Source organism: Nocardia sp. 852002-20019_SCH5090214 (genome assembly GCF_001665865.1).
Taxonomy (GTDB): domain Bacteria; phylum Actinomycetota; class Actinomycetes; order Mycobacteriales; family Mycobacteriaceae; genus Nocardia; species Nocardia nova.
In genome coordinates, this window is sequence record NZ_LZMK01000114.1 from 27,949 (window position 1) to 51,998 (window position 24,050).

The following is a 24,050-nucleotide window of genomic DNA, read 5'->3' on the forward strand; positions in this document are numbered from 1 at the left end:
CCACCCTGCGGACCCTCCCCATGCCCACCGGAGCCGCGGTGGGTGACATCTTGCCGCATCTGCGGGAAGCCTTGGAGGGCAACGGTCCGGCGTGGCTGCCGATCCCCACCGGCGATCGCCGGGAATCCCATCGACTCTCCAGCGCACTGCGCCCGGGTGAGGAGATCGACGACGACGTCGCCCTCGTGGTCACCACCTCCGGCACCACCGGCGTCCCCAAGGGCGCGATGCTCACCTCGGCCGCCCTGCGCGCCAGCGGCGATGCCACCCACGAGCGGCTCGGCGGTCCGGGCCAGTGGCTGCTGGCGCTGCCCACCCATCACATCGCCGGAGTGCAGGTGCTGTTGCGCAGCATCCAGGCGGGCACCGAACCGGTGGTGCTGGACGTCTCGGGTGGTTTCCTGCCCGGCGGGCTGGCGACGGCGGTGTCCGGTATGACCGCGCCCCGGCGCTACACCTCACTGGTGCCGACGCAGCTCATCAAGGCACTCGACGATCCGGTCGGCGCACAGGCGCTCGCGGCGCTGGACGCGGTACTGGTCGGCGGCGCGGCGACACCGCAGCCGGTACTCGACCGGGCCCGCGCGGCCGGCATCAACGTGGTCCGCACCTACGGCATGAGCGAGACCTGCGGTGGCTGCGTCTACGAGGGCGTGCCGCTGGCGGGTGCGAAGGTGCGCATCGAGGACGGACGGGTACTGCTCGGCGGGACCATGCTGGCCAAGGGCTATCGCGGCATCCCCGACCACCCGGCGTTCGCCGAACCCGGTTGGTTCCGCACCGAGGACGCCGGCACATTCGACAACGGCGTGCTGACCATCACCGGGCGCCTGGACGAGGCCATCATGACCGGTGGCCTGCTGGTGATCCCGCAGGTCGTCGAGGCCGTGCTCGCCACCCACCCGGCGATCAACGAGGCCGTGGTGCTGGGTCTGCCCGATCCGCGGCTGGGTCAGCGGGTGGCGGTGGCGGTGGTGCCCAATCCGGGCACGACCCCCACGCTGGACGAATTGCGCGCACATGTGGTTGCTGAGCTCGACCCGATCGCCGCCCCGCGGGAGCTGGCGATCCTCGACGAGATCCCGATGCGCGGCCCCGGCAAGCCGAATCGGGTGAAGCTGCGCGAGCACCTGCTGGAGCAGGCGACCCACTGACCGTGCCGCGGTGACACCGATCACCGCGTCGCAGCTCTGATCAACGCTTCCACCTGCGATGATGCCGCCACTTGCGTGGGCGGTGCGATATGCAAGCGGCCCGCGATCGCCCTTGCGCGACCGTGCAACAGCGGTGCAAGACGGGTGCAAGTCGGCCCCCGCACAGTTGTGGCATGACTTCTTACGCACCTGCTGATGCACTCGCCATCGAGGCGGACGGGCTGGTCAAGGTCTTCGGGGAGCAGCGGGCCGTCGACGGCGTGAGCCTGGCGGTGCCGCAGGGCGCCGTCTACGGCGTGCTCGGCCCGAACGGGGCCGGCAAGACCACCACCATCCGCATGCTCGCCACCCTGCTGCGCCCCGACGGCGGCCGGGCCCGGATCTTCGGCCACGACGTCGTGGCCGAACCCACCGCGGTCCGTTCGCTGATCGGTGTCACCGGCCAGTACGCCTCGGTCGACGAAAAGCTCAGCGCCACCGAGAACCTGATCATCTTCTCCCGGCTGCTCGGGCTGAGCCGGTCGCAGGCAAAGCGCCGCGCGGCCGAACTGCTCGAGGAATTCGGGCTCACCGAGGCGGCGACCAAGGCACTCGAGAACTTCTCCGGCGGTATGCGCCGGCGCCTGGACCTGGCCGCCAGCCTGATCGCGACGCCGCCGCTGCTGTTCCTCGACGAGCCGACCACCGGCCTGGATCCGCGCACTCGCGCGCAGATGTGGGAGACCATCCGCCGGCTCGTGCGCGAGGGCGCCACGGTGCTGCTCACCACGCAGTATCTGGACGAGGCCGACCAGCTCGCCGACCGCATCGCGGTGATCGACCACGGCAGGGTGATCGCCGACGGCACCTCCGACGAACTCAAGGGTTCGGTCGGGCAGTCCGCGCTGCAGATCACCGTCGCCGACCGCGACGCCATCGAACGCGCCCGCACCCTGATCGGCGAATTCCTCTCCCGCGCCGACGGCAAGCTGGTCGAGGCGAGCATCTCGCCCGAGGCCGGTCGCGTCACCGCCCCGCTCAGCGATCCGAGCGTGACCGCGGATCTGTTGATCCGGTTGCGCGACAACGATATCCGCGTCGACGAGATCACCGTCAGCAAGCCCAGCCTGGACGAGGTGTTCTTCGCCCTCACCGGCCACGCCGCCGAATCCGACGACGCCGATACCGATTCCGAGGGCACCGCGGCATGAGACCGGCCCCCGCCACGTTCCCCACTCCCCCGAAGGACATATCGTGACCACCACACTTCCCGCCCCCGCAACCGGCCGGCACGCCGCGCGCGCCGCGATTCCCGTTGCCAGCAACCGCATCTCACTGCGCCAGACCGTCGAGAACTCGCTCACCATGGCGTATCGCGGCATCCTCAAGATCAAGCACAATCCGGAACAGCTGTTCGACGTCACCGTGCAGCCGATCCTGTTCACCGCCCTGTTCGCCTACATCTTCGGCGGCGCCATCGGCGGCAGCGTGCAGGCCTACCTACCGGTGCTGATTCCGGGCATCCTGGTCCAGACGGTCGTACTCACCTCGGTCGTCACCGGCACCCAGCTGCGCGAGGATATGGACAAGGGCGTCTTCGACCGCTTCAAATCCCTTCCCATCGCCCGCGTTTCGGCACTGGCGGGCGCGCTGATCGCCGATATGGTGCGCTACGGCATCGCCACCGTCCTCACCATCGTGGTCGGCCTGATCCTGGGCTACCGGCCCGAGGGTGGCGTCGTCGGCGTGGTCGTCGCCGGTCTGGTCGTGGTGTTCTGCTCGTTCGCGGTCAGCTGGATCTGGGCGCTGGTCGGTGTCACCGGTAAGAGCGCCGCCTCGGTCCAGGGCATCTCGATGATGATCATGTTCCCGCTGACCTTCATGTCCGGAGCGTTCGCGCTGGTCAGCACCATGCCCGGCTGGATGCAGGGCATCAACAAGGCCAATCCCGTGTACTACATGGTGAATTCGTGCCGCGAGCTGATGAACGGCAACGTCTACAGCAGCAACCTGGCGTGGTGCCTGATCGGCTCGGCGGTCGTGATCGCGATCTTCGCCCCGCTGGCCATCCGGGCCTACATGCGCCGGGCGTGATCGAATCCACCACCACACTGTCCGCCGGTCGCGAAGGTGACCGGCGGACAGTGCTGTGGGCAGCCGTCGCCACCTCCCGCGGAGATCGCGCGACCGCCGCCTCAGGCGCCGAGCAGAGTTTCCAGTTCCGGCAGCATCGCGAGGATGCGCTGTGCGGCCGAACGGCGGTTGAGACTCGAGACCGCATCCTGTCCGGCATCGATCATCTCCGTACCGACGGTGGCCCGCGCCAGATCCAGATGCCGATTCCAGCGCATCGACGAATAGTCCTGGCGGCCGACAACTTTCATCGCCAGCGCCAACAGCGTCGCACCGGTTTCCGGATCGGTTCCGGTCCGGACCAGATAGGAACCGAGCGCACCGGCGGCGCCGCCGATCTGCGGAAGGTCGATGAACTGGGTGAGCCGCTCCCGCGCCACCCTGGCCACCTGACCGGGCAACTCCGGCACCTCGTGCACGGCGTCGTGGAGAATGTGGGCGTCGAGCACGGCGCTGGCGACGATGATGTCCCCCGGCCCCGGACCGGCCCCGGCATACGGCCAGTTGAACAGTTGCAGGCTGCGCCGGAACGTGCGCAGACCGCGCTCGATATCACCTTCCGCCAGTTCGAGTTCCGCCATCCCGGCTACGACGGCACCCTTGCGGTGGTTCGGCTGCGTCACCGGTTCGTCCAATCCGACGCCGTCGTCGATGACGCCCAGCGCGTGTTCGAGTTCCCGCCGCGCATCGGCCAGCTGTCCGGCGCCGACCATGGAGACCGCGAGGAAGCTGCGCAGTTCCACGCTCTCCTCGAAGCAGCGCAACTCCTGCATCAGCTCCACCGCGCGCCGGTAATAGGCCACGGCCTCCTCGTACCGCGCCGCCTGCGAGGCCATCTGCCCGAGATGCTGGGAGCACATCGCGGTGCCCCAGACATCGCGTCCCTCGAGCAATGCGAGAGCCTGGCGCGCATCGCGGATCGACCCGGCGGTATAGCTGGCGTTCTCGCGCATATTGGCGCGCAGCAGGAAGGCGAGCGCACGGACGAGGTCGTCGCCGGAGCGGGTGCCCGCCGCCATCAAACGCACGCCATAGGCGACATCGATTCGCGCGCAGAGCATGTCGCCGAGATACCGGACGCCGGGCGTGAGATCGGCGGTGGCGAGCACGCGGCGGGCCCGGGAGCGGATCACCGCGAGGGGCCGCACTCCGGGCTCGCCGAAGGCCAGATGCATCGCCAGGAATACGTAGCTCTGCAATTCCAAATCGGCCTCGATCCGAGTGCGCGGCCCCTCGGGCGGCGGCACCGGCACGACGCGGGGCGCCCAGCTCATCAGCTCCATATGCGCGCCACGCATCACCCAGAGCATGGCGACGGGCGCGAAAACCGAGAACACCGTACGGGAATCGGCATTTTCCACGGCATGGCGCAGCACCGCCAGCAGGTTGTCGAGTTCGGCGGCCAGCGACAGCACCGTGCGGACCTGATCCGGCCCGTCGTAGTTGAGTGCCGTGTGGTGCGCGAATTGCCGTGCCCAGCAGCACATCCGATCCATCACCAGATCGGCCTCACCGGTCGCGAGCAGCTGCTCCTCACCGAATTCCCGCACCGTCTCGAGCATGCGGTAGCGAGTGGCTACCATCTCGTCGTCGGCCAGCACGGTGAGTAGCGACTGGCTCACCAGCCCGTCCACAGCGGCCACCGCGTCGATCGAATCCGGGCCCGAGACCACGGATTCGGCTGCCTCCAAGGAGAATCCGGCGGGAAAGCGGCACAACCGCCGCAATGCCAGCCGCTGTTCGGGCTCGAGCAGATTCCAGCTCCACTCGATCACCGCGTGCAGGGTGCGGTGGCGTTCGGGTGAGCTGCGGTCACCGGAACGCAGCAGGGCGAAGCGGTGTTCGAGCCGGCTCTCGATCTCCTCCACGCTCATGGTCCGCACCCGGGCCGCGGCCAGTTCGATGGCCAGCGGCAGCCCGTCCAGGGTGCGGCACAAGCGCGCGACGACCGCCGGATCCAGCCTCGCCGAGGGTCGCACCGCCCGCGCCCGGCTGACGAACAGCTCGGTGGCCGGCGAGCCCTGCGCGCCGATCGCCAACGGCGGCAACGGATATACCGTCTCGGCGGTGATCGCCAGCGGCGCCCGGCTGGTGGTCACCACCGTCAGATGTTCACAACTGCCGACCAGGTCGGCGACCACCTCGGCGGCCGCGTCGATGAGATGTTCACAGTTGTCCAGGATCAACAGGACGGGACGCAGCGACAGCGCCTCCCGCAACCGGCGCCGGCCGTCGATGGTCTGGTTGCGGCGCAACACATTCGCTTCGCGGGAGTATTCGTTGACACCGAGAACCGCACCGATGGCCGCCTCGATCTCCGCGCACGTCGCGGCGTGGCGCTCACCGGGGTCGCCGTCGGAAGCGGCACGCAGCGAGGCCAATTCGACCAGCGCCACCGCCTGCTTGCCCGCGATACGCGCGCCCAGCTCGTTGGCGACGCGAGTCTTGCCGGTGCCGCCCGGACCGAGCACGGTGGTCACCCGGAACTCCTGGACGAGCTTCTCCAGTGCCACCAGATCGCCGTCGCGGCCGAGCAGCGGATTGGGGGCCGCGCGCAGGCCGAGCGCCGTATTCGGCGGCGCGGCAGCGGTTTCCGGGTGCCCGTACGGTTCCGATGACAGCGCGTGCTGGGCGGTGGACACCCGCTGTGTCGCGGAGGTGGCCTGCCCCGATTGCGGCTGCACCGCCGGATGGTCGCCGCGCAGAATCGCGGTGTTCAACGCCACGAGCGCCGGACCGGGGTCCGCACCCAATTCCTCACCCAGTCGCGTCCGCAGCCCGGCGAAGACCTCCAGGGCCTCGTTCGAGCGTCCGTCGCCGGCCAGCAAGCGCATCAGGGTGGCATGCGCGGGCTCGTCGAGCGGTTCGGCCGCGGCCGCCCGCCGCGCCACCCGCAACGCACCGCCGAGATCGCCGGCGGCCTCCCGGGCAGCCAGTTCCACGGTGTCCAGCGCCGACCAGCGCGCGGCCGCGAATTCGTGCAGCTCGTCGGCGACGGGACCGGGCGGCAGATCCGCGCCGGGTTCGCCCCGCCACAGCGCGCGTGCCCGCTGCACCAGGCCGAGGCATCCGGCGGTATCGCCGCGCTCGAACCGCAGCTGCGCCTCCCGTTCCAGGCCGCGGGCCAGGCTCAGGTCGACCTGCTCCTCGGTCAGCAGCAGCCGATACCCCGCCGGGCCGATTTCCAGTGCCCCCTCGGGCAAGACGGATCGCAATCTCGATACCTGCGTATGCAGGGCGTTCATCGGTGCGCGCGGCGGCTGCTCGCCCCAGACGTCGTCGATCAGCGCCTGGGCGCTGCGGCTGCGGCCGGGATGCACCGCCAGTGCGGCGATCAGCAATCGCGCCCGGGCGCCGGGCACCGCGACGAGATCCGTGTCACGGCGCAGCGCGACCTCCCCCAGAAGCGCCACGCGAACGCCCGTCTCGGGCAGCCTTTCGTCCCGGCCGCTGCTGTCCGGTCGGGTGTGCGTCGTCCCGGCATCCGCACGGGCGGAGCGCGATGTCGACCCGGAGCCGCTGTGATCAGGAAACATGCCGTCGCAATCGTATGTGACCGGTCGAATGAATATCGGGCGCTGCGCCGGGGCCGACCGCTCCCCGGGCCGCGTCACGTCGTGCAGTTTACTCCGATATATCGCAATAATGTTATCGACAGGGTCCGGCAGTGGTGCTGCGCTGACACTGCGCCGACGCTGCGCTGCCGCCTCCGAGCTACCACCACTAGGCTGCCGGATATGGCTAGTGCAGCACAATGGCTCGAAGGCGCCCGCCCGCGGACGCTGCCCAATGCGATCGCCCCGGTCCTCGTCGGCACCGGCGCGGCCGCGTCGCTGGACGCCGCGGTGTGGTGGAAGGCCCTATTGAGCCTGCTGGTTTCGCTGGCTCTGATCATCGGCGTCAACTACGCCAACGACTATTCCGACGGCATTCGCGGCACCGACGACGAGCGCGTGGGCCCGCTGCGACTGGTCGGTTCCGGTCTGGCGAGTCCGGCCGCGGTGCGCGGCGCGGCGATCGCCTGCCTGAGCGTGGCCGCGATCTTCGGGTTGATCCTGGTGATCACCACCGCGTGGTGGCTGCTGCTGATCGGCGCGGCCTGCCTGGCCGGCGCCTGGTTCTACACCGGCGGTAGTAAACCCTACGGCTACAGCGGTTTCGGTGAGATCGCCGTCTTCGTCTTCTTCGGCCTGGTCGCGGTGCTGGGCACCGAATTCGTCCAGGCCGAACGGCTCGACTGGGCCGGACTGGTCGGCGCGATCGCGGTCGGCGCGTTCTCCAGCGCGGTGCTGGTCACCAACAATCTGCGCGACATCCCCACCGATTCGGTGACCGGCAAGACCACCCTCGCTGTGAAACTGGGCGACACCCGCACCCGCACACTGCATCTGGTACTGATGGTGGTGCCGTTCGTGGCCTCGCTGCTGCTGGTGCTGCGCACCCCGTGGGCCCTGGTGGGCCTGCTCGCGATACCGCTCGCCGTGCGATCCAACGCCCCGGTGCGCGGTGGGCAGCAGGGACCGGGATTGATCCCCTCACTGCGCGATACCGGCTTGGCGATGCTGGGCTGGTCCCTGCTCACCGCCCTGGCGCTCGGCCTCGGCTGACGAACGGCCGCACCGCAGCGTCAGTCCCGGCCGCCCTCGGGAACCAAGACGCCGAGCACCCAGTTGACGAGGGTCACGATGACGGCACCGAAGACCGCCGCCCAGAAGCCGTCGACCCTCAGCCCGTAATCGGTGGTTTCGGTGATCTTGGCGGTCAGCCACAGCATGAGGGCGTTGATCACCAGCAGGAACAGCCCCAGCGTGACGATCACCAGCGGTAGCGACAGCAATTTCACGATCGGCTTGATCAGCGCGTTGACCAGTCCGAAGACGATCGCGACGCAGACCACGACGAGAATCTTGCCGCCGGTGCCCGCATCGGGCGGATCCTTCAATTCGATACCGCCGACCCAGGCCGCCGCGAGCCAGATCGCGAGGGCGTTGATCGCCAAACGGAGCAGAAGTGCCATGCCGCAATGCTAACGGCGAACGGGGCGGGTTACCGGTCACGCGCTGCGACCCCTCCCCGCCCCTGACGACGGGTGCGCTCGCCCCTCACGCCGCGCGGTCGAGCATCTCCTGGACCGCGCCGCGCACCCGTTCCATCCCTTCGTTCCCGCCCAGCAGTTCTCGCGTGGCCGGGTTGGGCGCGCGCAGGATGCCGAGCAGCACATGCCCCGCCTCGATGCGATCGTCACCGCGGGAGATCGCCTCGCGCAGTGACAATTCCAGCGTCTTCTTGGCCTCGCGGGTGAAAGGGATGTGACCGAAGCTCATTCCGCCGCCGAACCGGAAACGCCCGCGGCCCTTGTCCGGAACCGGCACGGCCTCGTCGAAGGCGCCCTCGCCGAAGGTGGCCTGCACACTGTCTCGCACCGCGTCCAGATCGATGCCGATCGACTTCAACGCGGCCGCGTCCTCCTCACCCAGCGGTTCCTCCGTCCGCACCCGGCTCGGCAGCGCGCGCCGAATCGCTTCGGCGGTGATGCCGTTGTCCTCCAGCACTTGTCGCAGCTGGTCGTCGGCGCAGGTCGCGAGCCCCAGCAGCAGATGTTCGACATCGATACTGGGCGAACGCAATTCACGCGCTTCCTCCTGCGCGTCCACGACGGCGGAGCGCGCCGCCTTGGCAAATCTCTCGAACATCAGCGGATTCCGCCTTTCCGGTTGTACTTCTGATGGACCGCCTGCCGACTGACCTCGAGCGCCTCGGCGATGGCTTGCCAGGACCAGCCCTGCTTACGGGCATTGGCCACCTGGATCGCCTCGAGCCGCTCGAGCAATCGCCGCAGCGCGAGCACCGCCCGCAGCCCGACCTGGGGGTCGGGACTGCCCGCGGCGGCCGCCAGCGTTGTCGCTTCACTCATGTACGTCAATTTACGTTGACATCGCGGGCGCGTCAATCAAAATTGACATCAGGTATGTTCACCCGCGGCGAACGGTGAGGAAGCGATTCCGCGGCTCAGGCGGTCCAGATACCCGTGGCCGTGAATTCGGCGAGAATCGCGTGCGAATCGGTGAGGTCCAGCCCCTGCTCCGCGACCCACTCGTCGTTGAAATACGTTCCGGCATAACGATCTCCGCCGTCGCACAGCAGCGTCACCACGCTGCCCTCGCGGCCGGCGACGATCATCTCGGCGATGAGGGCGAACGCACCCCACAGATTGGTTCCGGTGGACCCGCCCACCCGCCTGCCGAGCACGTCACTGGCGTGGCGGCAGGCGGCGATCGAGGCGGCGTCGGGTACCTCGATCATCCGGTCGACCACATCGCCGATGAACGAAGGTTCCACCCGCGGGCGGCCGATTCCCTCGATCAGCGACGGCATACCGGTCTGATATCCCGAGTCGGCGACCTCGTATCCGCCGTAGAACGCCGAATTCTCCGGATCGACCACGGCCAGCCGGGTGGCGTGGCGCCGGTAGCGGATATACCGGCCGATGGTCGCACTGGTACCACCGGTGCCCGCACCGACCACCACCCAGTCCGGCACCGGGTGGGTCTCCAAAATCATCTGCTGATAGATGGATTCGGCGATGTTGTTGTTACCGCGCCAGTCGGTGGCCCGTTCGGCATAGGTGAACTGGTCCATGTAGTGGCCGTCGGACTCGGCGGCCAGGCGCACGGCCTCGGTGTAGATATCGGGCGCGCGGTCGACGAAATGGCATCGGCCGCCCTGCGCCTCGATCAGGGCAATCTTCTCCGGCGAGGTCTTCGTCGGCACCACCGACACGAAGTCCAGGCCGAGCAGTTTCGCGAAATAGGCCTCGCTGATCGCCGTCGATCCCGAGGACGCCTCGACGATGGTCGTCCCCTCGCGCACCCAGCCGTTGCAGATCGCGTAGAGAAACAGCGAACGCGCCAGCCGATGTTTCAAGCTGCCGGTCGGATGCGTGGACTCGTCCTTGAGATACAGCCGCACACCCCACTCGGGCGGCAGCGGATACCGCAGCAGATGGGTGTCGGCGCTGCGCTGCGCATCGGCCTCGATCAGCCGCACCGCATTGTCGACCCACTCCCGCGAAGTACTGCGATCGCAGTACTTCACCGCAGTACCCGCTCGCTCACTGCGCCTCCCGTGCCATGCGGGACACCCGCACCCGATCGGCGCAGCGAGCCGCTACGCGATTGTCGCTCACTGCGCCTCCCGTGCCATGCGGGACACCCGCACCCGATCGGCGCAGCGAGCCGCTACGCGATTGTCGCTCACTGCGCCTCCCGTGCCATGCGGGACACCCGCACCCGATCGGCGCAGCGAGCCGCTACGCGATTGTCGCTCACTGCGCCTCCTCGCCGCGGAGGCGAGCTCGCAGGTTCGCTTTGTCGTTGCGGCGCTTCTCGTCGACCGCCGCGATGTCCTCGTTCACGCGCGCCCGCAGCCGCTTGAACAGCACCAGCGACAGCGGCATCGCCACGACCAACGCGAACAGCAGCGCGACGATCAGCGGGATGTCGACGTTCACCACGTGCGCCACCACCAGGATGATGGCGGCGATCACGGCGACCAGAGCCAGCCGGGCCAGGGTGTACAGCGCCAGATTGCGCGCGAGCCGCCGACCCGCCGAGGCCGGGGCCCGATCGCTCGCGGCGTCGTCGGATCGGGATGCTTCACTCACACGACCAGGGTAGGCGACGCCGCCACACCCGTTCCGACCTGCCCGGGTACCACCGAATTCGATCGCCGGATATTCGCCGAGGCAACGAACCCAGCCGTACGTATATCCGTTTTGTCTATTACTTCCCCTTTACCAACGTTAGATCGTTCGAACACCTGGGGGTCCGGGTGCAACGATGTCGCTATCTGATGAGGGATCTGTCGATTACGGAAAGGTTTGCGAATGACTGCGATCACCGCGGCGAGCCGCACGTTGGGTTCCGTCAACGGCCAGGAGGCCCTCCTGACCCCGGGCCAGGTGGCGGCGCTGTTCCACGTCGATCCGAAAACGGTCACTCGATGGGCACATGCCGGGCGGCTGGGTTCGCTGCGCACCCCGGGCGGACATCGCCGTTTCCGTGAGTCCGAAGTAATGCAGCTGCTGAAGTCGCTGACCACCGAGGCAACCCGCCCCTGAGCCGACAGGACCGCCCATTCCGGCGGTCACAGTGCGACAGGTACGCGCACGGGATTACCCTCGATGTCAGGAGGTGAGCGACGTGGCGTACCTGTTGGCACTCATCGCGGTCGTGGCTGTCGCGGTGCTGTGCTGGAAAGCGTTCGGACCGGAGCATGCGCCCCGGATCGGCATCGGACGAGGACCCGAGAAGAGACGTCGAGTCGTGGGTCCCGATGACGATCCCGAATTCCTGTGGCGGATCTCCCGCCAACGTCGCGACGGCGATTCCGGCTCGGATCACTGACGCGCATATCGTCACCTCGGGTGATGGGCCCTGAGGCGGGCTCAGCCGATGGGGCCGGCTGCGGCCAGCGCCGCCGAGACCGAATCGGCGCACGCGGGCAGTAGCGGCAGGCGCACGTGCGCGCTCGGTATCCGGCCCTGCGCCGCGAGCACCCCTTTCACCACGGTCGGATTGGCCTCGGCGAACAGTGCCCGCGCCAGCTCGACCAACCGGTTGCCGATTTTGCGCGCCGCCTCGATCCGTCCGTCCCGCCAGGCCGCGATCAACTCCGCATAGGCCGCGGGCGCCACATTCGAGCAGGTCAGAATGGCCCCCTGGGCGCCCATCGCCAGCAGCGGCGCCGCGTACAGATCGTCGCCGCACAACACCGTCGTCCGGTCGCCGACCGCAGCCAGCCACGCGACCGTGGTCTCGTCGACGACGCCGACGGCGTGTTTGAAGCCCGCGACATTCGGCAGTTCGGCCAGTTCCGTCAAGATTTCCGGATCGAGCGGCCGGCCCGTGCGATGTGGGACGTTGTAGATCAGCAGCGGCACCGGGCTTCGCTGCGCGAGCCGCCGGAAGTGTTCCACCACGCCGCGCTGCGAGGGTTTCGTGTAGTACGGCACCACCGTCAGCGCCGCCGAGACGCGCTCGTCCAGCGCGGCCAACGCGCGCTCGGAATCGGCGGTCGAATTCGAGCCGGTACCCACGATCAGCGGCACGTCACGCTCGGCGCAGACCTGGGCGCAGATGTCGACGACCCGGGCCTTCTCCTCCGCCGTCAGGGTGGCCGGCTCACCGGTGGTACCCAGGGCGACGAGGCCGGAGGCGCCCGCGTCGAGGACCTCGTGCGCGAGCCGGGCCAGTGCGTCGCAGGCCAGCTCGCCGCCCGCCGTGAAAGGCGTGACGAGTGGAACGAAGAGACCGCTGAACGTCATGCCACCTACCCTCGTCGAGGCGTTGATTCAGGTCCAGTTCACAAATCTTCTTTCGAGCTTAAGCTGAACTTATGCTCGATGTTCGCCGCCTACGGCTGCTGCGGGAGTTGGCCCATCGCCGGACGATTGCTGCGGTCGCCGAGGCCATGTCCTACACCCCGTCGGCGGTATCCCAGCAGCTCACCGCGCTGGAACGCGAGGCAGGAGTCACGCTACTGGAACGCAGCGGTCGCCGCGTCACCCTCACCGCGGCGGCGTGCCGCCTCGTGGAACACACCGAAGCGGTCCTCGCGATTCTCGAAGAGGCGGAGGCCGAACTGGCTACCGCCGAGCTCACCGGCGCTTTGCACATCGGCGCCTTCCCCACCGCCGTGCAGCGGATCCTGCCGCATGCGCTGGTCTCGCTCAGCCGGGCTCATCCGCGCTTGGAACTGCATGTGACGGAACTCGATCCGGCAGCCGTGCCCGCGGCACTGCGTGCCGGCACCCTGGATATCGCGCTCATCCAGGAATACGACTACGTGCCCGCCGAACCGGAGGCCGGCCTGGACACCGAACCGTTCCTGGAGGAACCGGTCTATCTGGCCGCCCGCACCACCCAGCCGCTGTCCGCCTACCGCGATGCGGCATGGATCTCCGGAACACCCGGCACCCTCTGCCACACCATGACCGTAAGAGCTTGCGAGGCAGCGGGTTTCGTTCCCCATATCCGCCATCGCTCCGACGATTTCGGCACCGTCCTCGCCCTGGTCGCCGCCGGGCAGGGCGTCGCGTTCATCCCCCAGCTCGCGATTCCCCTCCATCCCGAAACCGACACCACCCCGGTCGAATTGACCCCGCTCCCCATTCGCCGCCGCACCCGGATCGCCTACCGCGCCGGCACCCGTACCCATCCCACGATCTCCGCCGCCCGCACCGCGCTGCACGCCACCACCGGAACGATCCCCCCGGTGGAAGATCTCACCTGAAGCCGGCCGTCACGTCAGAGGCTCCGGCCGTCCACCACACCGCGGAGTTCTTCCGGCTCCCAGAAATCCCGCACGCCCGGAAGTTCGGACAGATAGCGCAGGATGCGGTCCGGCGGCCAGCCGTGGGATTCGCCGAGACCGCCGGCCAGCATGCCGAGGTAACGTGCGGACGGTTTGGTCAGGTCGCTGGTCAGCGGGCTGCCCGGGGAGGTGAAGGTCAGGACCGGAATGCCATCCACGTCGTCGACGTGCCACAGGGTTTCGTAGCGGCCGTCGCCGAGTTGGACGTAGCCCTGGCGAACCACCTCGGACGGATCGAAGTCGGGGCCGTCCCCGGGCTGGCGGTGCATCTCCTGGGCCATCAGATCGCTGAACTGCCCGACGGTCAACAGGTAACCACGCGCGGCCGCGCCGGCCGGCCAGTCCGAAGGTGGACGGTGGGCATAGAACGCGACGCCGCCGCTCCACACCGGGCTCTGCCCGGCGAAATAGACGCAGCCGGGCAGTGAGAGCGGCCGGTTCCGCGCGGGCGGCGTGGGATCCCGGAAACCCCCGTAGAGACGCGGGGTGCCCGGCGGGTTGCCGCCCGCCCGGTAGTAGGTGAACCGCTTCTCGAACAAATTGGATCCGTAAGCGGCGTACCAGACGAGTTCCGCGGTCATCGGAGCTCGTTTCCTTCCGGAGTGCGCACATGCCCGACCCTACGGGAGGACACCGCCCGGCCGTCGGCACTGCCTGTCGCCGAGCTCATTTCCCCAGGTCCTCGATGCGCCGGCGCAAGTGATCGAGCAATTTCTCCGGATCGTCGAATTCCGCGGGATCGATGGGCGTGCCGAAGTGGATACGCACCCGCTGGCGGCGGTCGAACGCGGGGCCGTCGCCGCGGGTGCGGCGCATCGGCAACACGCGGTCGGTCCCCGTGGTGCCCACCGGGACGATCGGAACTCCGGTCGCCAGCGCCAGTTTCGCCACTCCCGGTTTGTACGGTTCACTCTCGCCCGGTGCGACCAGTCGCCCTTCCGGATAGATGATCAGCACGCCGCCGTGCCGCAGAATCTGTTCCGCCTGCGCCATCGCCGACTGCCCGGACGCACTGTCGCGCCGCACCACCGGAATATGCCCCAGGCGCCGCACCAGCCACCCGACCACCGGCCACGACCACAGCTCGGCCATCGCGATGGCAATTGCCCTGCGCCGCAACGCTCCCCAGAGGAATACCGCGTCCAGCATCGAGATGTGATTGCTCGCCACGATCACCGGCCCCGACTTCGGCACCAGCTCTCGCCCCGTCACGGTGACGCGCACGACATTCGACCACGCCAGCGTGCGCAGAATTCGCCGCACGAACTGCGTGGTAAGCCATGCCCGCTTCCCCAGCCCCTTGGGCCGACGCCCGGATTGCTCGCGCCGACGCCCGGATTGCCCGTTCATCTCCACCCCCGATTCCAACGAACGGAGTCAATTCTCCCACGCGACACCGACATGTTCGGTCCCCGCTGTCGTGCGCCGGCGGGGACCGGCTGCCGATGGCGTGTGCGCGATCGATTCGGCCTCACGCCATCAGCACCGCGGCCGCCTCTCTATCGTGAACGGGTGAGTATCAGCGCGAACGATGATCCGCGCGGCACGAGTGCGGGAGATCGGCGGCGGGCGGAGTTGCGCGACTATCTGCGCAGCCGCCGGGAACGGCTCACGCCCGCCGAGGTGGGCCTGCCGGAGGCCGGGCGGCGGCGCACTCCCGGGTTGCGGCGCGAAGAGGTCGCCGTGCTGGCCGGGGTCGGCGTGTCCTGGTACACGTGGCTCGAACAGGGGCGCGATATCAAGGTCTCGGGAGAGGTGCTCGACGCGGTGGCCCGCGCGCTGCTGCTCGACGAGGCCGAGCGCGCACATCTGTATCGCCTCTCCGGTCTCAATCCGCCGCAGCGTGAGGCCGCGCCGTCGGTTCCGGCGTCTCCGCAGATGCAGGCCCTGCTCGACGCATGGGCTCCGCGCCCGGGATACATCAGGGACCGGCACTGGAATTTCACCGCCGTCAACGATGCCGCGCGCCGCGTATTCGGTTACGGCGACACCGATCACAACTGCCTGGTGTCCTACTTCACCAATGCCCGCTACCGCGTCCTGCATCAGCAGTGGTCGGAGAATGCGCCCGGCGTGGCGGCCGGCTTCCGCGCCGACTCCGCCCGCTATCCCGACGATCCCGAATTCGACCGTATCGCAACCGATCTCGCCCAGGTCAGCCCGGAGTTCGCCGAACTGTGGGCCCGCCACGACGCCGCCGAACACAGCGTCGCGGTGAAGGCCGTCGAACATCCCGACGTGGGCTTGCTGATCTTCGACGCCACGCTGTTCCCGGTACCCGACCACCCCGGCCACCACCTGATCCTGCACAACCCGCGCCCCGGCACCGACACCGCCGAACGCCTGGAACGGCTGTTGCAGCCTGGTGGTGCCACACCCAGGATGAGCTGACACTGCCTCCTCGACTTCCGCGCGCCGAGGATCGTTGTCATGAGCACTACACAGATGCAGGCGATCACCATCCCCGAATTCGGTCCCGCGGAGGTGCTGCGGCCGGCCACCGTCGGCATCCCGGAACCCGGTCCGGGCCAGGTTTCCATCGACGTCGCCTACGCGGGAGCCAACTTCGCCGAGGTGCTGTATCGGCAGGGCGTCGTCGGTGTGCCGTTGCCGTTCGTGCCGGGTATCGAGGTTTCGGGCCGGATCCGGGCGGTGGGCCCGGATGTGACGGACCTGACGGTCGGCCGGCCGGTCGCGGCGCTGACCATCGTCGACAGTGGCGGCTACGCCGAGGTGGTCGTCACCTCCGCGGCGTTGGTCGCACCGCTGGACGGCCTCGACCTGAGCCTGGATCTCGCGGCGGCGCTGCCGTCCAACAGCACCACCGCCTTTCTCGTCCTGGACCGCGTGGCGCGCATCGAACCCGGCGAGAGTGTGCTGGTGCACGCGGCAGCGGGCGGCGTCGGCAGCCAACTCGGCCAGGCCGCGCGATTGCTCGGCGCGGGCCGGGTGGTCGGCACCGTCGGCAGCGCCGAGAAGATCGAGGTAGCCAGGTCTTTCGGCTATGACGAGGTGATCCTGCGCGAGGACATCTCCAGTGCAGGGGAATTCGACATCGTGGTCGATATGGTCGGCGGCCCGGCCCGCCGCGCGAGCCTGGACCGGCTTCGTCCGCTGGGCCGAATGATCGTGATGGGCAACGCGTCCGGCGCCGAGGACGTCGGAGTTTCGGCGAACGAGCTGTGGTTCACCAACAAGACGATCTCCGGATTCAATCTCGCCGCTTTCGCCGCCGCCTACCCCGACGAAGCGGGAGCAGCCCTGCGGCGGGCAGTCGAAGCAGCCGCTCGTGGCGCACTTCGCGTCCAGGTCGAGTCCCTGCGGTTCGACCAGGTTGTCGAGGCCCACCGTCGCCTCGAATCAGGAACGAGCACAGGCAAGTTGGTGTTGGCGACGGCGAAGGGATGACGGCCGCGGCCGGGAGGAGCTCCCGTTTGCGGCCTCGGCGCCCGGGTACTGCTGAGAAGCCGCACACCGGAATCCATTCGGCCCGGACGCTCGCGGCACAGAAGGAGTGATCATGAACTTGTTGCTGGCTGCCGCCCACACCGATCCGGAAGCGGCCGGATTCATCCTGCGCGGTGTCAAAGGAATCTTCGTCGCCATCGGCAGCATCATCGCCGCGTTCATCTGCGCCGCCATCGCCGCAGCCAAGGGCCGCAACCCGTTCGGGTGGGGGCTACTGGGGCTGTTCTTCAGCATCCTGACCCTCATTGTGGTCGTCGTCATTCCCAGCAAGAAATCCTGACCGCTCGATTCGCATGACGTCGGAGGTAATGGACTCGCATCGCCCGCACGGGCAGAGTCGGACCGGTGAATGATGCCGCGCTCACCCGCACCGTCGTCGAAGATCTGCTGGCCCGCATGGCCGCCGGCGATCCGGAGAACATCGCCGCGTTGTACGCCCCGACGAGCGACTGGAAACTGAACTGGCCGGAAGACGAGCACGGCCGCGTCGCCACCCCGTGGATCACACACCGCTCCACCCGCGCCGACGCGGCCGCGCATTTCCGCGCGATCGCCGAGCACCATATTCCCGAAGAGGTCGATACGGTGGTCGAGCGAATTCTCGTCGACGGCCCGGATGCGGTGGTACTGGGCGAAATTCGCCAGACCGCGCGCGCGACCCGTCGCCCCTACCGCGCACGGTTCGCCCTTCACCTGACGGTCGAGAACGGCCTGATCACCCGTCACCACGTCTACGAGGACAGTCTTACCGTCGCCCGCGCGTTCGATCCGGAGTGACGAAACCCCTGAACTTTTCGTGCAAACCCCGCCGGTTTTTTGAGTTTTCCGTAAATCTCGCGGAGGTTTGCACGAAAAGTTCGGCCCCGGATTTTCTGCTAGAGACCAGCGCCGATCCACGCCGCGAATCCCAGCAACCCCTCGGACTGACGGCGCTGCGCGGCGGCGATGCCGTACACGGTTTCGCGCACCGAAGGATGCAGTCGCGTCTGCTGCGGCGCCGCGGCGCGGGCTTTGTTGAGCGCCGCCAGCGCTCGATCCGGCTTACCGGACATCAACCACGCCCGCGCATTGTCCTGCCAGTGATGCCCGACGCGCGGTGCGGCGACGTCGGACGGGATCCGCAGTTCCGCGCCTTCGCGGGCCGCCCTGCCGGGATCACCGGCTTCCAATTCCACGGCGCAGGCATGGATCTCGACGTTGCCCGGGCCGAAATCTGTTGTGTACAAGTCGCTCTCATGGCTCATCGGCCGCGCGATGTCACGCGCGGCGGCGATGTGGTCCTGCGCGAGTTCCAAACGGCGGCCGCGTGCGGCAACGATCGCCGCCCGCAGGTGCCCGTAACCGCGTAAAACCCGCTCTCCCTCGGCGTCCCCCGGTACCAACGCCATCCCCCGTTCCACCAAATTCATTGCCACATCGGTTGAATCGTGCGCCATGAGCAGCCGCGAGCGCTTCATCAGGCTGCGAACCGCATATCCGGGGTCGTCGGCGCGCGACGCGACGGTATCGAGCCGGTCGAGCACCAGAGCGGTCAACGACGAGTATCCGAGCCGACAGCATGCTCCTTCCGCGGCGATGTAGGCCGCGCACAGCATGCCGTACGCCGCGGCGCGCTCGGCGTCATCGGACGCCATCTCGGCCGCACCGTGCAGACGTCGAATCAGGTTCGGCAGCAATGCAAGAGCGCGACGAGTGCGATCGTTGTGCAACGCGGCTTCGACGGTATCGAGTTCCGCACGCAACTCCGCAGTGGTCGTCGGCTCCAGCGCCTGGACATACGAGCCTTCGGCAAGCACGGCGCGCAACCCGGGAAGGCCTTCGAGGGGGCCGTCCTCTTCGAGCGTCTCGAGATAGGGCGTGCCCTGCAACCTGTCCGGGTCTACCCCCAACGCCCTGGACACCGCCGCGATGAACCCGGGCGACGCGACCTCTCGGCCCTGCTCGACCGCCTTCACCATCGACAGCGAGTAGTTCGCGCGCGCCGCCAACTGACGCTGCCCCAAACCGGCAATCTTGCGTTCGGATGCGATCCGCCGCCCCACGTGTTCGCCCATGCTCCGAGAGTAGATCGATACCGCCGCCCTGTCCCCCTGTCCCTTCACTGGTCCTCGGGGCTCCTACCTGCGTCGAATCTGACATACACAGACAGGAGGGGTAGGGATGAGAACACGTCCGACGGCGCTGGCCTGGATCGATCCGGAGGTCAGCACCGCACCGAATTGGGATGCGGCACAGGTGAAACGGCTCGCCCGCCACCTCGGCTACGCGCTGGTCTGGCCGGTTCCGCATCGAACGATTCCGCTGATCGACCAGATCCGCACTGCCGATGTGGATGCCATCGTCATGCCCACACCCGCCCATCTCGACGCCCGCACCCTCGACCTGGTCATGCACCTCGCAGACATCGAAACCGCCTGTCCTCGATTGTCTTTCGCACGATGGAACGCCTCCGGAGCCCGCGCGTGACTCCGAGCGAGCGCGCCGTCCTGCGTACGCTCGCGCCGGGCGGCCTCCTCACTGCCGCCCAGTTGCAACGGGCCACAGCTCACACCACTCGAAGCATCCGCAACGCGCTGGCTCGCCTGCACGCGCGCGGCCTGATCGTCCCGAGCCGGGACCGCGCCCGATGGCAGCTGAGCCCGCGTGGTCGCGCCGTCGCCGCGACGATCCGGTGATCGGCCTGCTGATCGCCGCGGGAATTCCGACGACCGTATTTATCTGGGCCGCATACTGGCCGACCTGTACGGGCGAAATTTTGTTCCGGCCGAGGCGTTCGTACTCGGCGGACGATCTCCACCGCACCGCATCGCCGCCATCGACGGCGACGACGGCATCGAACGTCCCGCAGGCCGGCATGACCACCGGGCCACCCCGGACGTCCGCGGAGAGCCTGCGACGCCGTGACCGCCCGCGCCCACCGGCGAATGTCAACGGCGCGGCTCGAGAGGAGGCAGTGCCCCACCCGCTGGGCGGCTCAGACCCACAGACGTGGGGCACCGGTTCATCCCCTAACAACGGAGGCCGACGTATCCGCTCCCCATGGAGGGCAACCTCCGCGCACACACGGTAACCGGTACAACCCCTCCGGTTAGGTCGCATTAATGCGATTGCAATGAATCGTTACCTACCCATCGCGGCCGCCCCATAACCCCGCAGGTACGGCAGATTTCGATGTCTACGCAGGTTGACAGGGTTTTGTTCCGGGTCCGCTCCACGTTTTCGACGTCCAGCGCGAAGGTCGCAAGATTGCGCAACAGGACTGCCCGCGCCGGCGCCTCACCCTGCGGCGGCGAGTGCGGCCGCCATGCGGTCCAGCAGAAGTTGCCGCTCTTTCCTGGTGGGGGCGAGTTCGGCGGCTCGTTCCAACTCGGCGGCGGCGTCGTGATGCCGGCCGAGCCGGGTGAGGAAATCGCCGCGGACCGCGCCGAGCAGGTGGTATCGAGCCATCCGCCGGTCGGCGAGCAGCGGCTCGGTCGCGGCCAGTGCGGCTTCCGGGCCGTCGACGTGGAGAAGCGCGACGGCCCGGTTCATCTCGACCACGGGAGACGCGGTGAGCTGGGCGAGAGCGTCGTAGAGAGCGAGGATGGCGACCCAATCGGTATCACCGAAGGCGGCGGCGCGGGCATGACATGCGGAGATCGCCGCCTGCAGCGAATACGGCCCGAGCGGACGCCCCAGATCGAAGGCACAGTCGAGCATGCCGAGACCGTGTTCGATCAGCGTGCGGTCCCAGCGGCGGCGGTCCTGATGCTCGAGTTGGACCGGAATGCCGTTGTCGTCGACGCGGGTGCGGAATCTCGACGCCTGCAGTTCCATGAGCGCCGCGAGGCCGAACACCTCGGGCTCCGCCGGGAGCAGGCCGGCCAGGACCCGTCCCATCCGCATGGCCTCGGTCGCGAGGTCGGCACGGACGACGCTCTCGCCGGAGGAGGCCGAATATCCCTCGTTGAAGATCAGATACAGGACCTCGAGCACCGCGCGCAGGCGCTCGGGCAGTTCCCCTGCCGAGGGCGCCTCGATCGGCACCCGAGCCTCCGTCAGCGTGCGCTTGGCGCGCGAAATGCGCTGACCGATGGTCGCCGAGGGGCAGAGGAACGCGCGGGCGATCTCCTCGGTGGTCAGGCCGCCGAACAGCCGCAGGGTGAGTGCCACCCGCGACTCGGGCGAGAGCACCGGATGGCAGGTGGTGAAGACCATGGTGAGCAGATCGTCCGGAATGGGGGTGAGCGCCTCGGCGCTCACGTCCGGCAATTCGCCGTCCTGCCCGGCGAGCAGGAGCGGCGCCTTCTTACGCGCCGTCTCCTCCCGCCGGGCACGGTCGATCGCCTTGTGCCACGCGGTGCTCATCAACCATGCGCCCGCCCGGGCCGGCACGCCCTCGGCGGGCCACTGCTCCAAGGCGGCCACGAAGGCCTCGGAGGCCAGATCCTCGGCGATGTCGAGGTCCCCGATGCGGCGGGCGAGCGTGGCGATCAGCTGAGGAGCCTCGATCCGCCACAGCGCCTCGACCGATTCGCGCAGTTCCATCGGTCGGCCGGGTTCAGTCCGAGGGCCGGTGCTGCAACTGCTCGCTGCGGGCCAGGGTCTCGGCGTCGACGGTCTCGGCGAAGTCGTCCATGTCGAAGAGCGGGCGAATCTCCAGAACCTGGGAATCTCCGTAGGACGGATCGAACGGGCAGCGCTTGGCCCACTCGACGGCCTCCGCCAGCGAGCTGACCTCCCAAATCCAGTATCCCGCAATGACTTCCTTGGATTCGGTGAACGGGCCGTCCACCACCGAGGTCCCGGACGTCGAGAAGGCGACCTTCGCCCCGGTGCTGCTCGGTTGGAGGCCCTCGCCGCCGAGCATGATGCCGGCCTTCACCAACTTCTCGTTGAAGGCCTGCATCTTTTCGAACATCTCCTGGGTCGGCTGCCCCTTGCCCTCGTCGGCGGCATCGCCCTTGGTCATCACCATCACGCGCATGACGAAACCTCTTTCTCAGTTGGTGCCGGCCACGCGGCGCAGCAGGTCGGCGATGTATGCGGGATCGACAGCGTCGCCCGCGCGGAAGTCGACGGCCTTGCGGTCGCCGGAGCCCAGCGAACGAAGCACCCCCGGCACCGGCTCGATGTCCTGTGCGCCGAAAACCATGAACGAGACCTTAGCCGCGGCCACGTGCACCACCGCGACGTTCGTCCCGTCGACCGTGAAATGTGGCTTGCCGTACCGGAATACCTCCACCACACCCGGCAGGGTGTTGTGCACGGTCTCGCGCAGGCTCGTGCAGATTCCGGTCTGCCAGTTCTTCTTACCGTCGATGTAGGCGGTGACGTCGGTGTTCATCTCGTTCTTCCCTCCGTGGCTGGGCCGGCCGGTCCGGCTCTCGACAACTCCTTCGCGCGACCGTCCGGGATTTCGACATGGAGGAGAGAATTTTTTTTCCGGGGAGCCCTTGGTCACGGCGGCACCGACGTTCGGCCCTACCGGTGCGACGGGTGAGGTGAATACGGTCGAGACACGAGCGGCGCCGGAGTCGCATCCGCGGCGATCACGGCGGCTGTTCCTCAGCGAAGGCAAGCCGATGACGGACACGCGCGAATCTCATCTCAGCCAGTCCGACCTGTTCTCGTGGAGTATGGAGCGCGACGCGATCCTGCGCTCGACGATCGTCTCGGTCGTGATGCTCGACGCGGAGCCGGACTGGGAACGCCTGGTGCAGGCCATCGATCGCGGCACCCGGGTCGCCCCCCGATTCCGGGATCGGCTGGTCGCCCTACCTGCGGGTCTCGCGCCACCACGCTGGGAAGCCGACCCCGATTTCGACCTGTCCTGGCATATGCGGCGGGTCGCCCTGCCGGCCGCGGTCGACCGCACGGCGGTATTCGAATTCGCTCGCGTCGAGGCCATGACGGCCTTCGACCCGGTCCGCCCGCTGTGGCAGGTGACCGTGCTCGGCGATGTGACCGGTGGCGGCAGCGCGCTGGTGCTCAAGGTGCATCACTGCCTGACCGACGGATTGGGCGGCATCCAATTGGCCAACGAGATCGTCGATTTCACCCGGGCCGGCGGCGAACCGCGTCCGGATCCCGAGCCGGCCCCGGAGAGCCGCGGTGGACTGCTCGACATCGTCGGGTGGAACTGGGCGGTGGGATCGGAGTTGCTGCGCGGCGGACTCGCGCATGTCCTGCCGCTGGCCCGGCATGCCATCACCCACCCGCTGGGCACCGTCCGCGACGGCGTGGCTCTGGCCGTATCGATCGGCAAACTGGCCCGGCCGGTGGTCGACACCCTGTCACCCGTGATGACGAAACGCGGTCTGGCACGCCAGTTGTCGACCGTCGACGTGCCGATGGAGCCACTGCGCCGAGCCGCGCACTCGGTCGGCTGCACCGTCAACGACGCGTTCCTGGCAGGGGTGGTGCTCGGTCTGCACCGCTACCACGAACTGCACGACGGGCAGGTCGAGCGGTTGCGGGTCACGATGCCGGTCAGCGTGCGGAAAGCCGACGACCCGATCGGCGGAAATCGCATCACTCTGGTCAGATTCGCACTCCCGGCCGACATCACCGATCCCACGCTGCTCATGCCCGTGCTCGACGGAATCGTGGTCGGCTGGCGCCACGAGCCGGCGATCCCGTATTCGGCCGCCGTCGCCGCCACGCTCAACCGATTGCCGGTCGCCATGGTCACCGCCATGCTCAAGCACGTGGACTTCGTGGCATCGGACGTCCCGGGCTCACCGGTGCCCATCTTCATCGCCGGCGCCGCGGTGGAGCGGATGTACGCCTTCGGCCCCACCATCGGAACGGCCTTCAACGTCACCCTCATCTCACATATCGACACCTGCTGCGTAGGCATCAACGCCGACAGCGCCGCGGTGCCCGACGTGGATGTCTTCACCGATTGCCTCGACGAGGGCTTCCGCGCCGTGCTGGCGGTGGGCGAACAGGCCGGTTGAG

28 protein-coding genes are annotated in these 24,050 nt (G+C 68.3%); 15 read left to right on the plus strand and 13 right to left on the minus strand.

Annotated features, from left to right (window positions below):
* Positions 1 to 20 precede the first annotated feature (20 nt).
* The 3 genes from menE (at position 21) to A5780_RS09145 (ending at position 3,227) form a co-directional block, all read left to right on the plus strand.
* Positions 21 to 1,154 carry an o-succinylbenzoate--CoA ligase gene (menE, locus tag A5780_RS09135; protein WP_064907273.1) on the plus strand — a complete coding sequence of 378 codons (1,134 nt, stop codon included), beginning with the start codon at positions 21 to 23 and terminating at the stop codon, positions 1,152 to 1,154.
* 173 nt (positions 1,155 to 1,327) lie between these two features.
* Complete coding sequence (locus A5780_RS09140) at positions 1,328 to 2,344, plus strand: daunorubicin resistance protein DrrA family ABC transporter ATP-binding protein (protein ID WP_030516240.1); 1,017 nt, start codon at positions 1,328 to 1,330, stop codon at positions 2,342 to 2,344.
* A gap of 43 nt (positions 2,345 to 2,387) precedes the next feature.
* Positions 2,388 to 3,227 (plus strand): ABC transporter permease, encoded by an 840-nt coding sequence (locus A5780_RS09145; RefSeq protein WP_063015402.1) that lies wholly within the window; start codon positions 2,388 to 2,390, stop codon positions 3,225 to 3,227.
* A 101-nt stretch (positions 3,228 to 3,328) separates the two neighbouring features.
* On the opposite strand, the gene A5780_RS09150 is transcribed toward A5780_RS09145, so the two are convergent.
* Positions 3,329 to 6,679: a BTAD domain-containing putative transcriptional regulator gene (locus tag A5780_RS09150; RefSeq protein ID WP_231982901.1), complete on the minus strand. Its 3,351-nt coding sequence runs from the start codon at positions 6,677 to 6,679 to the stop codon at positions 3,329 to 3,331.
* Between the two features lie 324 nt (positions 6,680 to 7,003).
* Here A5780_RS09150 and A5780_RS09155 point away from each other — a divergent pair, with 324 nt between their 5' ends.
* Positions 7,004 to 7,873, plus strand: coding sequence for a 1,4-dihydroxy-2-naphthoate polyprenyltransferase (locus A5780_RS09155; RefSeq protein ID WP_064907254.1), 870 nt, complete (start codon positions 7,004 to 7,006; stop codon positions 7,871 to 7,873).
* Positions 7,874 to 7,893: 20 nt separating this feature from the next.
* On the opposite strand, the gene A5780_RS09160 is transcribed toward A5780_RS09155, so the two are convergent.
* The 5 genes from A5780_RS09160 to A5780_RS09180 form a co-directional block, all read right to left on the minus strand.
* Entirely contained in the window at positions 7,894 to 8,283 is a 390-nt protein-coding gene (locus A5780_RS09160; RefSeq protein ID WP_030516236.1) for a phage holin family protein, read from the minus strand.
* A gap of 85 nt (positions 8,284 to 8,368) precedes the next feature.
* Entirely contained in the window at positions 8,369 to 8,959 is a 591-nt protein-coding gene (locus tag A5780_RS09165; RefSeq protein WP_063015403.1) for a Clp protease N-terminal domain-containing protein, read from the minus strand.
* Positions 8,959 to 9,180, minus strand: a complete 222-nt coding sequence (locus A5780_RS09170; RefSeq protein WP_030516234.1) for a helix-turn-helix domain-containing protein — start codon at positions 9,178 to 9,180, stop codon at positions 8,959 to 8,961. Before A5780_RS09170 ends, A5780_RS09165 begins: the two co-directional genes overlap by 1 nt.
* Before the next feature lie 95 nt (positions 9,181 to 9,275).
* The gene (locus A5780_RS09175; RefSeq protein ID WP_064908215.1) at positions 9,276 to 10,361 is read right to left on the minus strand and encodes a PLP-dependent cysteine synthase family protein; all 1,086 of its coding nucleotides are present in this window, start codon (positions 10,359 to 10,361) and stop codon (positions 9,276 to 9,278) included.
* A gap of 229 nt (positions 10,362 to 10,590) precedes the next feature.
* Entirely contained in the window at positions 10,591 to 10,929 is a 339-nt protein-coding gene (locus tag A5780_RS09180; RefSeq protein WP_030516232.1) for a DUF4229 domain-containing protein, read from the minus strand.
* Positions 10,930 to 11,151: 222 nt separating this feature from the next.
* Between A5780_RS09180 and A5780_RS09185 the strand changes: the two genes are divergently transcribed.
* Complete coding sequence (locus A5780_RS09185; RefSeq protein ID WP_051025198.1) at positions 11,152 to 11,385, plus strand: BldC family transcriptional regulator; 234 nt, start codon at positions 11,152 to 11,154, stop codon at positions 11,383 to 11,385.
* 82 nt (positions 11,386 to 11,467) lie between these two features.
* The gene (locus A5780_RS09190) at positions 11,468 to 11,671 is read left to right on the plus strand and encodes a hypothetical protein (protein WP_030516230.1); all 204 of its coding nucleotides are present in this window, start codon (positions 11,468 to 11,470) and stop codon (positions 11,669 to 11,671) included.
* A gap of 41 nt (positions 11,672 to 11,712) precedes the next feature.
* Here the strand turns inward: A5780_RS09190 and dapA are convergent, their stop codons facing one another.
* Positions 11,713 to 12,591 (minus strand): 4-hydroxy-tetrahydrodipicolinate synthase, encoded by an 879-nt coding sequence (gene dapA, locus A5780_RS09195; RefSeq protein WP_064908216.1) that lies wholly within the window; start codon positions 12,589 to 12,591, stop codon positions 11,713 to 11,715.
* Between the two features lie 71 nt (positions 12,592 to 12,662).
* Between dapA and A5780_RS09200 the strand changes: the two genes are divergently transcribed.
* A complete protein-coding gene (locus A5780_RS09200; RefSeq protein ID WP_064907250.1) occupies positions 12,663 to 13,559 on the plus strand; it encodes a LysR family transcriptional regulator in 897 nt (298 codons plus the stop codon).
* A 14-nt stretch (positions 13,560 to 13,573) separates the two neighbouring features.
* On the opposite strand, the gene A5780_RS09205 is transcribed toward A5780_RS09200, so the two are convergent.
* Together A5780_RS09205 and A5780_RS09210 are read right to left on the minus strand one after the other, a co-directional pair.
* The gene (locus tag A5780_RS09205; RefSeq protein WP_063015407.1) at positions 13,574 to 14,221 is read right to left on the minus strand and encodes a hypothetical protein; all 648 of its coding nucleotides are present in this window, start codon (positions 14,219 to 14,221) and stop codon (positions 13,574 to 13,576) included.
* Between the two features lie 85 nt (positions 14,222 to 14,306).
* Positions 14,307 to 14,990, minus strand: coding sequence for a 1-acyl-sn-glycerol-3-phosphate acyltransferase (locus A5780_RS09210; RefSeq protein ID WP_064908229.1), 684 nt, complete (start codon positions 14,988 to 14,990; stop codon positions 14,307 to 14,309).
* A 162-nt stretch (positions 14,991 to 15,152) separates the two neighbouring features.
* On the opposite strand from A5780_RS09210, the gene A5780_RS09215 reads away from it, so the two are divergent.
* From A5780_RS09215 to A5780_RS09230, 4 genes are all read left to right on the plus strand, one after another.
* Positions 15,153 to 16,031, plus strand: a complete 879-nt coding sequence (locus A5780_RS09215) for a helix-turn-helix transcriptional regulator (RefSeq protein WP_231982902.1) — start codon at positions 15,153 to 15,155, stop codon at positions 16,029 to 16,031.
* 39 nt (positions 16,032 to 16,070) lie between these two features.
* Entirely contained in the window at positions 16,071 to 17,048 is a 978-nt protein-coding gene (locus A5780_RS09220) for a zinc-binding dehydrogenase (RefSeq protein ID WP_064908217.1), read from the plus strand.
* Positions 17,049 to 17,160: 112 nt separating this feature from the next.
* A complete protein-coding gene (locus tag A5780_RS09225) occupies positions 17,161 to 17,388 on the plus strand; it encodes a deoxyribodipyrimidine photolyase (RefSeq protein WP_227463165.1) in 228 nt (75 codons plus the stop codon).
* Between the two features lie 65 nt (positions 17,389 to 17,453).
* Positions 17,454 to 17,885 carry a nuclear transport factor 2 family protein gene (locus A5780_RS09230; protein WP_082940530.1) on the plus strand — a complete coding sequence of 144 codons (432 nt, stop codon included), beginning with the start codon at positions 17,454 to 17,456 and terminating at the stop codon, positions 17,883 to 17,885.
* Positions 17,886 to 17,983: 98 nt separating this feature from the next.
* On the opposite strand, the gene A5780_RS09235 is transcribed toward A5780_RS09230, so the two are convergent.
* On the minus strand, positions 17,984 to 19,150 hold the full coding sequence (locus A5780_RS09235; RefSeq protein WP_231982903.1) for a helix-turn-helix domain-containing protein: 1,167 nt from the start codon (positions 19,148 to 19,150) through the stop codon (positions 17,984 to 17,986).
* A 118-nt stretch (positions 19,151 to 19,268) separates the two neighbouring features.
* On the opposite strand from A5780_RS09235, the gene A5780_RS09240 reads away from it, so the two are divergent.
* From A5780_RS09240 to A5780_RS09250, 3 genes are read left to right on the plus strand one after another with little or no spacing between them, the layout of a single operon-like run.
* Positions 19,269 to 19,574 (plus strand): hypothetical protein, encoded by a 306-nt coding sequence (locus tag A5780_RS09240; protein ID WP_063015411.1) that lies wholly within the window; start codon positions 19,269 to 19,271, stop codon positions 19,572 to 19,574.
* Entirely contained in the window at positions 19,571 to 19,783 is a 213-nt protein-coding gene (locus A5780_RS09245; protein WP_146098770.1) for a helix-turn-helix domain-containing protein, read from the plus strand. The genes A5780_RS09240 and A5780_RS09245 overlap by 4 nt, the downstream gene beginning before the upstream one ends.
* Positions 19,752 to 20,012: a hypothetical protein gene (locus A5780_RS09250; RefSeq protein ID WP_063015413.1), complete on the plus strand. Its 261-nt coding sequence runs from the start codon at positions 19,752 to 19,754 to the stop codon at positions 20,010 to 20,012. The genes A5780_RS09245 and A5780_RS09250 overlap by 32 nt, the downstream gene beginning before the upstream one ends.
* A 372-nt stretch (positions 20,013 to 20,384) precedes the next feature.
* Here the strand turns inward: A5780_RS09250 and A5780_RS09255 are convergent, their stop codons facing one another.
* The 3 genes from A5780_RS09255 to A5780_RS09265 are packed head-to-tail and all read right to left on the minus strand — an operon-like array spanning position 20,385 to position 22,434.
* A complete protein-coding gene (locus tag A5780_RS09255; RefSeq protein WP_064908220.1) occupies positions 20,385 to 21,635 on the minus strand; it encodes an RNA polymerase sigma factor in 1,251 nt (416 codons plus the stop codon).
* Between the two features lie 13 nt (positions 21,636 to 21,648).
* The gene (locus A5780_RS09260) at positions 21,649 to 22,074 is read right to left on the minus strand and encodes a YciI family protein (protein WP_030516215.1); all 426 of its coding nucleotides are present in this window, start codon (positions 22,072 to 22,074) and stop codon (positions 21,649 to 21,651) included.
* Positions 22,075 to 22,089: 15 nt separating this feature from the next.
* Positions 22,090 to 22,434: a DUF1801 domain-containing protein gene (locus A5780_RS09265; protein WP_064907247.1), complete on the minus strand. Its 345-nt coding sequence runs from the start codon at positions 22,432 to 22,434 to the stop codon at positions 22,090 to 22,092.
* A 238-nt stretch (positions 22,435 to 22,672) separates the two neighbouring features.
* Here A5780_RS09265 and A5780_RS09270 point away from each other — a divergent pair, with 238 nt between their 5' ends.
* Positions 22,673 to 24,049 carry a wax ester/triacylglycerol synthase domain-containing protein gene (locus A5780_RS09270; protein WP_064908230.1) on the plus strand — a complete coding sequence of 459 codons (1,377 nt, stop codon included), beginning with the start codon at positions 22,673 to 22,675 and terminating at the stop codon, positions 24,047 to 24,049.
* Position 24,050 lies beyond the last annotated feature (1 nt).